The sequence below is a fragment of the Apibacter raozihei genome (assembly GCF_004014855.1).
Taxonomy (GTDB): Bacteria; Bacteroidota; Bacteroidia; order Flavobacteriales; family Weeksellaceae; genus Apibacter; species Apibacter raozihei.
The window spans coordinates 342,261-355,831 of sequence record NZ_CP034930.1 but is presented as its reverse complement, the minus strand read 5'-3'; the positions used below and the strand labels follow the sequence as shown (position 1 = coordinate 355,831).

The following is a 13,571-nucleotide window of genomic DNA, read 5'->3' as shown; positions in this document are numbered from 1 at the left end:
AAAAAAACCTCAATTCGTGAAAAAAAATATTAATTTTGAAGATAAAAATGATATATAAAATATGAAAAAAATATTTTTGTGTTCTTTATTAATTACTTTAAACAGTGTTAATGCTCAAATAGGAATAAATACAAAATTTCCTAAGTCTGCATTTCATATTGATGGTCTTGGTAATAACCCGGATGATGGTTCAAATCCTTCTTCAAATGAGCAGTTAGATGATTTTATAATAAATAATGAAGGACAGGTGGGTATTGGTACTATAAGTCCTTCTGCTTTATCTTCATTAGAAATAGCTGCTAAAAAACCACTTCGTTTACCAAGATTGACGACAATTCAACGTGATAGTTTGTCGGGATCTGCTCCTATGAAAAATGGGTTACTTATATATAATTCGACCACTAATTGTTTCAGTTATTGGATCAAATCCAAATGGACAGAAATCTGTAACGATCTGGTCAAAAACTAAATTTTTAATACATAAAATATTTTGAATCAATAGGTATGAAAAATTGGTTCTTATGTCTATTGTGTCTAAAAAGTATAAACTAAAATAATCAATTATGAAAAAGCTAATTTTATTTATTTTAATTATAACAGCCAAAATCAATTGGGCTCAGGTTGGTGTTTTAACGCCTTTTCCCAAAGCGGTATTTCATGTAGACGGAGCCTCTGATAATCCAAAGGACAGTCCTGCTACTAGTGTTGGATCGAGTGAGGAATTAAATGATTTTATAGTTAATGCTCAAGGACAGGTAGGTATAGGCATTATCAAACCTACTACATCAACCTCAATGGATATTGCAATTTCAAAAGGTTTAAGGATACCTCAGTTGAATAGCGCGGCTAAGTCAACACTAACGACTCTTATAAACAGTACGGCTGCAAATATTGAAAAAGCAAAAGGATTACTAATATTCAATACTGAAAATAATTCTGTTGAATTTTTCAATGGTCAAGAATGGATTGCGCTTTCACTATAAATTTAAAATTATGAAAAGAAAAAATATACTGTTTTTTATTTTGATACTTATATTTCCTGCATCTTTTTTTTCACAGGTAGGAATGAATACACCTACCCCTCGTCAATCATTTCATGTAGATGGAGGAGGAGATAATACTACTCCTACAGATGACGAAATCAAGAATGACTTTATTGTCACAAAAAATGGAAGTGTTGGTATAGGTACAATAACTCCTTCTGATTTTTCTGCATTAGAAATTTTTTCTGATAGTAGAGGATTACGTTTGCCTCAACTAAAAACTGCTGAAAGAGATAGTTTATTTACGTCTCCTTTTCCTGTAGGTTTGATGCTATATAACTTAGATACAGATTGTGTAAATATAAGTCAGCCAACGAAATGGTTGCAGATTTGTTGCACTCCAATGATCGGGAAATTATCAATTTCTCCGGCAGACGGAACAGAATTAAAAGCAGGGGCAAATCAACAGTTTACTGTTAGCGGAGTAACCGGTGCAACTAGTTACGATTGGTATTTTAATAATCCAACTACTATTCCTACAGTGATAACATTTCCACCCGATACAACTACTACATATACTATCCCGGCTAATATTACTTCTTTAGCTGTAAAAGTTGTAGCTAAAGGATGTGGTACTGATACATTAAAGGCCAATTATACGGTTGTGCCTGATTGTACTCCTCCATCAGGTAAACTAAATTCCATAACTGTAGATCCTAATACTGAGTCTTTAGTAGCAGGCAGTGCTACCGGATATTATACATTTACAGTTATAGGTAATGTGTCTAATGTTTCCCGATATAAGTGGACATTTGTAAGTCAAACCAATAAGGAAACGGTGATTGAGACAAGTGGAATAACATGTAATACATATCCGATTGAAGATTCAGTAGGAACTTTAACTGTTACAGTTGAAGCCTTGGGACAATGTGATGCAGCTACCCCTATAAAAATTACTGGAATATTTAATGTTTGTAAACTCATTTCAGGTAATATCTCTATCTCTTCTGATCCTAGTTCTGACTCACTAGTAGCTGGGAAGGGAGTAACATTTACTGTACTCGAAAGTAATGTTCAAAACAAAATCGGCGAATATCAGTGGACTATAACAACAAATAGTGGAGTCACAACAACCAGAAGTGGTTCTTCAATTGTTTACACTATACCTATAGGTACAACATCGTTAAAAGTAGAGGTAAAAGCAAGTGGATGTAATGGTTCCGAAATTAAGAGTGGCGAGCAGATATTTAATATGTGTCAACCAGTATCGGGCAAATTGGTAATAACAGTTTCTCCGGAATTAAGGGTAAATACTGAAAGTACTTTTACAGCTAGTAACGTTGTTAATGCAACTAGTTATAAATGGTATTTAAATGATGATTTACAAAATGAAAAAACTAATCAATTTAAGTATACGCCTTTAAATACCGATCCTGTAACCATAAAAGTGATAGCTCAGGGATGTGGAGATTCTTTAAGAACAGAAACTTATACAGGTACTCCTAAGCCTGCCTGTACGGCTATGTCCGGTACGTTAAATTTAAGGCCTGCTAATTCAACAGTCAATCCAGGAACAAAAATAGAATTTACCGCAAGTGGTGTAGATAATGTTATTTCATATAAGTGGGTTGTAAATGGTGAACCTCAGAGCAGTACTACTGCAACTATGATAGCAATAATAAATACGAGTCAGGCTGTGAATACTATTACAGTAACAGCTAAAGATGATTGTGGTAACACACAAACAGCTACAGCTTATGTTAATACATCTTCTTTTGCATGTAAATACGCAGGTAACTTTTTAGTCCCTGGAACCGGTTGTAGAAAATATATTAAGTGTGTATATAAAGATGATGGAACTTTATTTTCAAATTATACTTATACATGTCCATCAAGCCAATCTTTATTCTTTGCTTCTGAAGGAACCGGTGGATACGGTGATTGTACCAATCCAAGTATAGTTCCTTCAACCTATAAATGCCCGTACTAAGAAAATAATAATATATAAATTTAATAAAATCTTCTGATCAAAGATCGGGAGATTTTTTTATTTAATATATTAAATTGATAAGTATTATTTTAATCTGATATTATTATGTGTGGAAAACAAAGAGAATTAATATTACTGAGTTAATAAATTTTTCAATTCAAAAATTTTCAACGATATTTATTTAAATCATTAATTTTTCTTTAAAAACTAGCATAAGTTAGTCGCAAAGTTAGGATATAAAGTTTTTTATAATTTTATATTTATATTTAATTGCTTTATAAATGAGCTTTTTGGAAAATAATATCTGAACTACAGAGGAAAAGGAATAGTTTTTTTATTATTTATTTTTGTTTTATAAATCAGGTATAGAATGGATATATCACAAGCAACAACCATATTTAACTATAATGATATTATTTTTAGTTTTATCATTGATAATGAATCAGTTTGTACTCATCGAGCTGATTCACATATGTTAGTGTATGTTTATTCAGGAAAAATGGTAATCAATGATAACGGAGATAGTACTAAGATTACTTCGGGCGAATGTATATTTATAAAACGAGATCATCGGGTGGTAATAACTAAGGGGTCGGATAATGGTGAAAATTATCAGGGTATAACAATGAAATTTTCACGAAATTTATTACGAGAATGTTTTAAAAAATTAAATTGCAGTACAGAAATCTCAGTTCCGTTTACAGATTCTATTGTTAAAATATGTGCATGTGAAGATATAGACAGCATTTTTTATTCCATAATTCCCTATTTCAATACTAAAAAGAAACCAAGAGAAGATTTAATGGAGCTTAAATTGTATCAGGGATTAATTTCTCTTTTACATATTGATAAAAGATTCTACTCAACAGTATTTGATTTTACTGAACCATGGAAAATTGATATTTTGGATTTTCTTTCTGAGAATTTTATGTATGATTTAACAGTGGAGGAAATAGCATTGTATACAGGAAGAAGTCTTTCCTCGTTTAAAAGAGATTTTGCAAAAATTAGTAATCTATCTCCTCAAAAATGGATCATTAAAAAAAGATTGGATTTAGCCTATGAAAAAATAAAATTAAATGGAGAAAAAATTGGAGATGTCTGCTTCAGGGTAGGGTTTAAAAATAGATCTCATTTTACCACAGCATTCAAAAAACAATTCGGATGTACACCAGATTCTATCAGTAAAATGTCTGAATAATCTAAATAAACTTTTAAGAAAAGCTTTTTTGGACTAATAAGAAAAATACATTCAGGCTTTAAGCATATATATTTGTTGATATAAAAATATATATACATAGAATCTAAATTTAATAAAAATGAAAAAAAGTGTTAATTTTTTTAATCGTAACATCCCAATTGCTGCTGATCTTTATCTTCCCGAAAATTTTAATGAGAACAGAAAATACGCAGTTATTATAACCTGTCATCCTGCTAGTGGTTGCAAAGAGCAAACAGCAGGTGTTTATGCGGAAAAGTTATCGAAAAAAGGGTTTGTGACTTTAGCTATAGATGCAAGTTACCAAGGGGCTAGTGGGGGAGAGCCTCGTTTTATAGAAGAGCCTTCAATACGAGTTGAAGATATTCGTTGTGCTGTAGATTATCTGGTAACATTACCTTATGTTGATGAAAATAGAATTGGTGTATTAGGGTTTTGTGCCGGAGGAGGCTATGCTGCAAATGCGGCAATGACCGAGCGACGTATTAAAGCGGTAGGAACAGTAGTTGCTGTCAATATTGGTAGATTGCAGAGGGACGAAGGTCAACAGTCGATACTTTCTACGTTGGAAACAGTTAGCAAGCAGCGCACCGCAGAAGCCAGAGGGGAAGAACCCATGATAGTTTCGTGGTTACCCGAAAACTATAAAGATTCTCAGAATATAGATTTGAGAGAAGGTTATGATTACTATCGTACATCAAGAGGGCAGCATTCAAATTCTCCAAATAAACTATATTTTACAAGCTTAAGCTCAGTTATAGCATTTGATGCTTTTCATCTTGCCGATATACTTTTAACTCAACCACTACTAATTATTACTTGTAGTACAAAAGGAGCTTTTGGGGCCAATAAAGATGGACACAAACTTTATCAAAAAGCCGCATCCGCAGAAAAAGAGTTAATTGTCATGGAAGAAGCCTCCCATATTGATTTGTATGATAAATGTGAATATGTAGATAAAGCTGTAGATAAATTTACTGATTTTTACCAAAAATTCTTAGTATAATTAAATCAGTAAAATCCGGATAAATTAAATTATCCGGATTTACTTATATTTGGATAATAAATATTTTCTCAAAGAAAATTATTCCTTCGTATTTTCATTAACTAAAATGAAGTAATATTATAATTAAAATATCAGTCCATGAGGAATTGGATTTCCTCCATCATCTAAACAAACCATGATAATTTTGTCAATTGTGAGCATTTTTTTCTGAGTGGAATAATTAAATACTTCAGCTTTAAATGTAATTGAAGATTTTCCCATATTAATCATTTCAACACCAATTTCAATTACCTCACCAGAGCGTGCAGGACTAAGGAAATTAATATTAGAGATGTTTCTTGCTGCAAACTTATTATTTTTTAGATGCACAACAGTTGCTATTCCAATTTGTTCATTAACCCAATCCAATAATCTTCCGGCAAATAAAGTGTTGTGTGGATTTAAATCTTCCGGTCTTACCCATCGTTTAGCCTGGTATAACATAATTATAACTTTTAAGATTAGTAATTTAGTAAAATATATCTAAAAATTTTTGATAATTTTTTTAAGATAAAGAAATAAGAAAACCGGAGTATATCCGGTTTTTATATTCATGAAAAAAGTTTTCATGATTGAGATGTAGTTAGTTTACAATTAAAAATTAATATCCCATATTCCTACGGTTCTTTCCAGCTCAACTAAAGCAGAGCTATAATTAAATAAAGTCTGATAATAGTTTTGCTGTACATCATTATAAGTTCTTTGTGCATCCAATACCTCAAGCAAAGAGGTATTCCCTCTCTGATAGGAATATATTTTTCCCTCTAAAATTGCTTTTGATTCAGATAATAATCCATTAGAAAACTGTTGCATTTGTTTTTTTGTATTTACAAAATTATAATAGGCCTGAGTGACTTCGGTCTGAATGAGTAATTCTATTTGTTTGTATTCTGTCTCAGCTTTTTTAATTGTGTATTGAGCTGCCTGAACTTCGCCTTTTCTATTATTTAAAAAGCGTAGAGGAATGGTTAACCCAGCAGAAAACCCGGTGTGATAAGGAGAAGGAGCTTCTTCGTTGGTTGCTTTTCCATTGAACTGCATGCCTGCACTAATTCCCAGATCCATCATTCGGTTTGCTTTTGCTAATTTTAACATTTTTTGGGATACATTTTTACCTTGTAGAGCGGCCCGTAAATCAGCCCGGTTATTTTGTGCTGTGATAATTAAGTCAGACAAAATAAAATCACGATTAAAATCTGAAAAATTACTATAGGCAGAAAACAGCGTATCTGTGTGTTGCATTCCCATCAGCAAATTAAGAGCAACCAAAGAATTTTTCCAATCGGACTCTGCCTGGTAGACCTCATTAAGCATAGCCTGTGCTTCCAGTTTACTTTGTTTAAAATCTATAAGAGCTATATCTCCCAGTTTATAACGAATACTGTCGGAAGAAGATAAGGTCTGTAAGGTTTTGTACGAATTTAGCTGTACATCCAAAAGATTTTTATTCTGAATACTTTCAAGAAATTGTAAGGTTGCCTCAGCATGTAAATTTCGAAGAAAATCCTGAAGCAGATATCGAGTCAACTCCACTTCACTTTTAGCTAAATCAATCCGGGCTTTGCGTTTTCCTCCCAGTTCCAAGGTCCATCCCAGACCGGTTTCCAGACCATTACCCATTTGCTTTCTGTTGCTTGTACCTTCCACACTCCATTCAACATCAGGAATAATTTTAGCATTTTCTATTTCAGCTTCAGCCAGATTAATATTATACTTTTCAGCGGCATATTCCAGATTATTTTCTTTAACCCGTTCAATAAAATTTATATAATTAATCGGTTGCTTGAAGAAGGTCGTATCTATTTGGGCTTTCATTGATGGCGTAGTGATCAACAGCCATAGAACTATTTTAAATATATGTTTTACTAATTTCATAAATTTCAATTTTTAACTGTCTGCTGGTTTATCTTTTTCTCCCCATCTTGATTCAATCATATAATACAGAGCAGGTAAAGCAAACAATGTTATAATCGTTGAGAATAATAATCCGTAAACTATTACAGTGGCTAAAGGTCTTTGTACATCCGAGCCTATGCCGGTGGCCAGGGAGGCTGGAAGCAATCCTAAAATTGCTACTGTAGCAGTCATTAATACCGGCCGGAAACGATCTCTGGCCCCAATGATAACGGCATCCAGAAGAGAATAGCCCTGTTTTCTTAAAAAATTAATATGAGAAATCATAATGACTCCGTTTTGGATGGCAACTCCGGATAAAGCTATAAAGCCTACAGCAGAGGAAACATTCAAGGTCATATCCCTCACGTTTAACGCCAGCATTCCTCCAAATAAAGCTAAGGGTACAATACTCATCAATAATCCGGCTTGTCTGAACTTGCCAAACGCTGTATAAAGAATAATAAACATAATAGCAAGGGCTAAAGGTATGATGACCGCCAGGCGAGCATAAGCTCTATTTTGATTTTCAAATTGCCCTCCCCATTTGATGTGGTATTTTTCGTGATTGTATTTTACATCTTTCTCTATTTTATTCTGTGCATCTACTAAAAATTGTCCTAAATCCCTATCTCTCAAGTTAAGTTTAACTGTTAAATGTCTTTTGTTCATCTCTCTGGTAATAGTGCTTTCTCCGGTACTTAGCTTAATATCACATACTTGCGATAGTGGTATTTTAGCACCGGTTTCGGAGGTAAGCATAAGGTTAGATATTTTATCCGGAGTATTTCTGCTATTTTCATCGTAACGACATATAATATCGTATACTTTATTTCCGATAAAAATCTGTGAAATAGCTTTTCCTCCGATTGCTACCTCAATAAGTTCTGCCACATCTGCTACGTTGAGTCCGTATTGAGCAATTTTGTCCCGGTTTGCATGAATTTGAAGCTGAGGCAGAGGAGGTTCCTGATCTATGGCTAAATCCACAGCTCCTTTTACCGTTTTCAGCGTTTTCAATACGTCATCAGCAATTCTACGGGTTTCGTTAAAGTCATCACCGTAAATTTTCACCACCAGTTCGCTGTGTGCTCCGGATATTTTATCCATAACACCATCAATCATAGGTTGTGAAAAACCAACGTTAAATCCGGGTAAGCTTTCGTATTCTTTTTCCAATTCAGCAATCAGGTCGTATTTGGTTTTTCCCCGTTTCCACTCATTATAAGGTTTTAATCCTACGGATACTTCAAAGTGTGAGGCCGTCCACGGATCGGTTCCGTCATCATTTCTTCCGGCCTGTACCATAACATAAGTAATTTCATCATATTTCATGGTTCTCGCACGCAAGGTATCACTGAGTTCTTTAGATTTTTCAACTGATATTCCCGGAGGTAATTGAACTTGAAGCCATATGGAGCCTTCATCTAGCGGAGGAAGAAAATCTTTTCCTACATAAAAAGTCAGTACGAAAGTAAACCCGAGAATAACTCCTAAAGGAAGAAATATTTTTTTAGGAGACTGCATAATATTTTTTATGCTTCTGTAATATTTATCCGTCAGTTTTTCCAACCATTTGTTGTGGTAAAGCTTCTGAGGTTTTTTATATATGAAATAAGCTAGTCCAGGTATTAATAGTAAAGCGACCATTAGCGCTCCGAAAAGTGCATACCCAACGGTGAATGCCATGGGAGTAAACAGTTTTTTTTCAACTCTTTCAAAAGCAAATAAAGGAAGGTATGCAGTTATGATAATTATAGTTGAGAATAATATAGGTTTTGCTACTTCTGTAGCTCTCTGCGCAACCGTTTTCTCTTTGAGTTCCCTGTCTGGTTCTTCTTCTCTTTTCCTTAATATGGTTTCCATCATTACAATGGCTCCGTCTACAATAATTCCAAAGTCAATAGCTCCCAGTGAAAGTAAATTGGCTGGAATATTAGTAAAATGCATAAGAATAAAGGCAATAAGCAGGGAAAGGGGGATAGTGATTGCAACGAGTAAAGCCCCCCTCCAGCTGCCTAGGAAAACAATTAAAACTACAACTACAAGTGACATACCTTCTAATAAGGTATGCGATACAGTATTTAAAGTGGTATTTACTAATTCTGTTCTGTCTAAAAATGTGTGTATTTTTACTCCTTCCGGTAGAATTTGTGTATTTAGATCATCAACCGCTTCGTGTATTCCTTCCAGTACTACGGAAGGGTTTTGTCCTTTCAATAGAAGTACAATTCCTTCAATACTTTCAGAATGATTTCGTTTTTTGTCTGTATATCCTAAAACTCCTTTTCGTTCAATATTTCCATATTTAAGTTTACCTATATCATTCAATAATATGGGAACTCCTTTTTCTGTTTTTACTACAATTTTACCTAAATCTTCAAGGTCCTTAACCAGCCCGATACCTCGTATTACATAGCCTAAATCACCACGTGGTAAAACACTTCCTCCGGCATTTACATTATTATTTTCAATGGTTTCAATAACTTCTCCCAAAGAAAGCTGGAATTGATCCAGTTTTTTAGGTTCCAGTTCAATTTGAAACTGGGTTGTAATTCCTCCGAAGTTGGTAACATCAGCTACTCCGGCCACTTGTTTTATCCGGGGGATAATGACGAAATTTTGTAAATCGGTAAGCTCACGTAAATCGTGTGTTTTACTTTCAATAATATATCGGTAAATTTCGCCAATCGGAGAGGTGAGAGGGTCAAGTTCTGGAGTTGCTTCATAAGGTAATTCCACATCGTTAAGACGTTCCTGTATCCTCATCCTAGCCCAATAATCGTCGATTCCGTCTTCGAAAACAATGGTAATCATGGAAAGTCCGAAAGTGCTTTTGCTTCGCATGACATGCATACCGGGAAGTCCGTTTAAGGCACGCTCAATAGGAATGGTTATTTGTTGTTCTATTTCTTCAGCTGCCAGCCCAGGAACCTGGGTTACTACCTGTGAGGTTACATCTGCAATATCCGGATAGGCTTCAATGGAAAGATGCTTCCAAGAATAATACCCGAAAATGGCAAGCAGAATGAACAGGGTTACTATTACCCAACGTTTATGTATGGTAGTTTGTATAAGTTTATTCATGTTATTTCTTTTTGTGTTATTGAACTTCCAGTAAATAAATTCCTCCTTCGGTCACAATTTTTTCACCTGCTTTTACTCCACTTTTTATTTCTGTTTTATCTTTAGAGATATCTTTGGTTTCCACTTTTCTTCTGACAAACTTATTTTTATCAACCTGTACTAAAACAAACTGTTCGTCATTCATCTGGTAAATAGCTTGGGTAGGAACTGTAACTGCTTGTTCCGGCTCGTTTAAGAAATGAACATTCACGTACATGCCCGGTTTTAGTGTTTTATCGGAATTAATACATTCAATAAGTACTTCCACACTTCGAGTTTCTTCATCTACCATTTCATTGACATGATAAATTTTTCCCGTTATTACTTTATCGGGAAAGGCTTCAAGTTTGATGTTAACTTCGTTTAATTTATTGATAAAGCCTAAATCTTTTTCTTTGATTTGTCCGGCAATCCATACTTTATTCAATTCAGCAATGGTAGCAATAGGCTCTGCATCTTCTTTCACATATTGTCCGATTACGATGCTGCTAGTGATAATTTCTCCTTTGATGGGTGAAGTGACTACCAGGGGCTGGCCTAATCTGAGATTGTTAGGGTTGATGTTAAATATTTTTAGTGCTGCAGTTGCATTTTCAAGTGCAGATCTTTTAGTTTCAAAATCTGTTCTGGCTTCTTCTAGTTCCCTTTGTATTCCTACTCCGTGCTGTAATAAATCTCGTTGTCTTTTAAGATTTAAGTTGGATAAAGAGTATTCCTGCCGAGCATCAAAATATTCTTTTTGGGCATTAAAATATTCCGGGGAGCTAATGGAAAAAAGAGGAGAACCTATTTCTACCTTTTGTCCCAGTCTAACAAATGATTTTATAATTCTACCTGCAAAAGGAGGAGCTATTTCCGCATAACCAGTGGGTATAGCTCTTACAACTCCTACGGTAGACAAATCAGGGCTTAACCATTCACTTTTAACTGTTTCCAGTTTTAATTTCTTACTTATATTGGAATCTTCAGATAAGGTAATGATATTGCCAGTTATCGTATAACTTTGCTCTTCTTCTTTGGATGTCTGTTTATGACATGAACCCATGATAAATATTCCTAATACAAGTAAGGACAGGTCGCGGATTTTTGTATGTTTCATTTTCTCCGTTTTTTTAGTTAGTAAACCTCTTTTTTCGGCTACAAAACTAGGAGAACTGTTTGTGGATGATTATTAGAAACCTTTTAAAAAAAAATTAGAATTTTATTAGAGCATTGATTTTTACAGATGAGGAAGCTGTAAAGTGAAGGTAGTTCCTTTGTGTAAATTGTTGCTTATGGTAACAGTACCGGAATGTAAAAGGATAATTTTTTTTGTTAATGACAGACCTATTCCGTTTCCATAGGTAAACTCTTTATTTTTTCCCCTGTAAAAGGGAGTGAAAATATGAGGAATGTCTTCTTGAGAAATGCCAATACCCAGATCTGCAAATTCGATTTGGATGGTGTTACAGAAAAATGAAATGGAAACCTGGCAGAGGTGGTCTTCAGAAAATTTACAACCGTTTTCCAGTAAATTTACAAAAGCTACTTTAAGCAGATATTCATTGCCGTTAACCAGAATCTGATTATCATGCAGAAAATCATTTCCAAAAAGCAGATTGGTTTTATATCCGGGATTTGCCTGTTGTACCTGCTGACATGCATCCAGCAGAATTTCGTCTATTCGTACCGGTTTATAAGCTATTTCTGATGGATCATAGCTTGCTTTGGCAAAATCCAGAAGGCTATTGGATAGTTTGGTTATTTTTTTTGCATCTGATAATGAATTTTGAAGTATAATTTTATACTCTTCAGATGTTTTATTCTTATTTACGGAAAGTTCCAGCTCTGCTATCATGGCAGCTAAAGGTGTTCGTAATTCGTGGGAAATATTAGAAACAAAATGTTTTTGTGCTTCAAACGATTTTTCCAGCCGGGTAAGCATTTGATTAAAGGTAACCGTTAAATCGGAGAGTTCGTCTTTGTTAGGATTGGCTTCCAGTCTCAGATTCAGATGACTTGCGGATATTTCATTCATTCTGTCAGTGATTTCTTTAACCGGCTCGAAGGCTTTTTTAGAAAAGTAATATCCGGCAATAAAAATAAAAATGATGGAGATAATGAAAATGATACAGGTATTTTTTAGTAAAGTGCTTAATTCGTTATACCCAAATTGATCATAAGCCGCAGCGGTTATTACATAGTTTTTATTTTCAAATTTATAGAGTAATCCAATGACCTGCCAGTCTCCCTGATAAAATTTAATTTCTCCTTTTTTGTAAATATCATTAATCATGGCAGGAGTCTCTTTAACAAAATCTATATCTACAGCATCGTGATATAGAAGATGGAAAGAACTATTGTAAATTGCTACTTCTACTTCATTAATTGTTTTGGTATTGTTATGATAGATTTGTTGAAGCGTTTGGGAGGGTACTTTGGCGTCGAAAAAAAGATTAGCCTTAGTAATTGCTTCTTTTTTTAATAAAGAATAAAATTCCGTGTTTCGGTTTTGTTTCGCAGAATAATAGATTACTGATGCAAATAGCAAAAGAATGGATGCGGTAACAAGAGAAAATAGGAGAGTTAATTTGGTTCGTATTTTCATACTTCCGATTTTAGTATGAAACCCATTCCTGACTTTGTATGTATTAGTTTATTGTCAAATCCTTTGTCTACTTTTTTTCGCAGATAATTAATATAGACATCAATAAAATTTGTTCCGGTATCAAAATGGGTATCCCAAACCTTTTCAGCAATTTCCGTTCTTGAGATAACTCTACCCTGATTTTGCAGTAAAAATTCCAAAAGTTTGAATTCTTTGGGGGTAAGGCTCAATTCCTGGTTATTTCTCTTAACAATTTTGGTTTTTAAGTTCATTTCCAGATCAGAAAATTTCAAAATAAATCCTGATTTGTTTTTAGAACTTCTTTTCAGCAGAACTTTAATTCTAGCTGCCAATTCTCTCATTTCAAACGGTTTTACCAAGTAATCATCAGCTCCGGCATCAAATCCTTCAATTTTATCATCAGTGGTTCCTAATGCGGTAAGCATTAAAATAGGAAGTTCCGGTTTAATTATTCTCACTTCTTTACAAAGATCCAGCCCGTTTATTTCCGGTAATATGATATCTGTAATTAATAAGTCATACTCATGCATTATTACGAGCTTTTTACCGGATAAACCGTCAAAAGCTGTCGTAATAGTAAAACCTTCTTCTTCCAAACCCCTTTTTATAAGCTCGGAAACCCTTAAATCGTCTTCAACCAGAAGAATATTCATGGGTACAAATGTACATTTTCTTTTTGAGAATTTTATGGCTGGAACATCTGGATA

Annotated in this window: 11 protein-coding genes; 5 read left to right on the top strand and 6 right to left on the bottom strand. The window is 34.0% G+C overall.

The features are described 5' to 3' along the window. Positions 1-61 precede the first annotated feature (61 nt). The 5 genes from EOV51_RS01635 to EOV51_RS01615 all read left to right on the top strand — a co-directional run bounded on the left by EOV51_RS01635 (position 62) and on the right by EOV51_RS01615 (position 5,198). Positions 62-469 (top strand): hypothetical protein, encoded by a 408-nt coding sequence (locus EOV51_RS01635; protein ID WP_128149193.1) that lies wholly within the window; start codon positions 62-64, stop codon positions 467-469. Positions 470-563: 94 nt separating this feature from the next. Continuing rightward, positions 564-983 (top strand): hypothetical protein, encoded by a 420-nt coding sequence (locus EOV51_RS01630; RefSeq protein ID WP_128149191.1) that lies wholly within the window; start codon positions 564-566, stop codon positions 981-983. 10 nt (positions 984-993) lie between these two features. Then, positions 994-2,973, top strand: a complete 1,980-nt coding sequence (locus tag EOV51_RS01625; RefSeq protein ID WP_128149189.1) for a PKD domain-containing protein — start codon at positions 994-996, stop codon at positions 2,971-2,973. Between the two features lie 370 nt (positions 2,974-3,343). Then, the gene (locus EOV51_RS01620) at positions 3,344-4,174 is read left to right on the top strand and encodes a helix-turn-helix domain-containing protein (protein WP_128149187.1); all 831 of its coding nucleotides are present in this window, start codon (positions 3,344-3,346) and stop codon (positions 4,172-4,174) included. Between the two features lie 118 nt (positions 4,175-4,292). Beyond that, positions 4,293-5,198, top strand: a complete 906-nt coding sequence (locus tag EOV51_RS01615; RefSeq protein WP_128149185.1) for an alpha/beta hydrolase — start codon at positions 4,293-4,295, stop codon at positions 5,196-5,198. A 123-nt stretch (positions 5,199-5,321) separates the two neighbouring features. Here EOV51_RS01615 and EOV51_RS01610 read toward each other — a convergent pair whose 3' ends face one another. The 6 genes from EOV51_RS01610 to EOV51_RS01585 form a co-directional block, all read right to left on the bottom strand. After that, entirely contained in the window at positions 5,322-5,681 is a 360-nt protein-coding gene (locus EOV51_RS01610; protein WP_128149182.1) for an acyl-CoA thioesterase, read from the bottom strand. A 150-nt stretch (positions 5,682-5,831) separates the two neighbouring features. Continuing rightward, positions 5,832-7,112: a TolC family protein gene (locus EOV51_RS01605; protein WP_128149180.1), complete on the bottom strand. Its 1,281-nt coding sequence runs from the start codon at positions 7,110-7,112 to the stop codon at positions 5,832-5,834. A 12-nt stretch (positions 7,113-7,124) separates the two neighbouring features. Next, entirely contained in the window at positions 7,125-10,217 is a 3,093-nt protein-coding gene (locus EOV51_RS01600; RefSeq protein ID WP_128149178.1) for an efflux RND transporter permease subunit, read from the bottom strand. 16 nt (positions 10,218-10,233) lie between these two features. After that, complete coding sequence (locus tag EOV51_RS01595) at positions 10,234-11,355, bottom strand: efflux RND transporter periplasmic adaptor subunit (protein WP_228427673.1); 1,122 nt, start codon at positions 11,353-11,355, stop codon at positions 10,234-10,236. Between the two features lie 120 nt (positions 11,356-11,475). Then, a complete protein-coding gene (locus EOV51_RS01590) occupies positions 11,476-12,843 on the bottom strand; it encodes a HAMP domain-containing sensor histidine kinase (RefSeq protein ID WP_128149176.1) in 1,368 nt (455 codons plus the stop codon). Next, positions 12,840-13,517 carry a response regulator transcription factor gene (locus tag EOV51_RS01585; protein WP_128149174.1) on the bottom strand — a complete coding sequence of 226 codons (678 nt, stop codon included), beginning with the start codon at positions 13,515-13,517 and terminating at the stop codon, positions 12,840-12,842. Before EOV51_RS01585 ends, EOV51_RS01590 begins: the two co-directional genes overlap by 4 nt. Positions 13,518-13,571 lie beyond the last annotated feature (54 nt).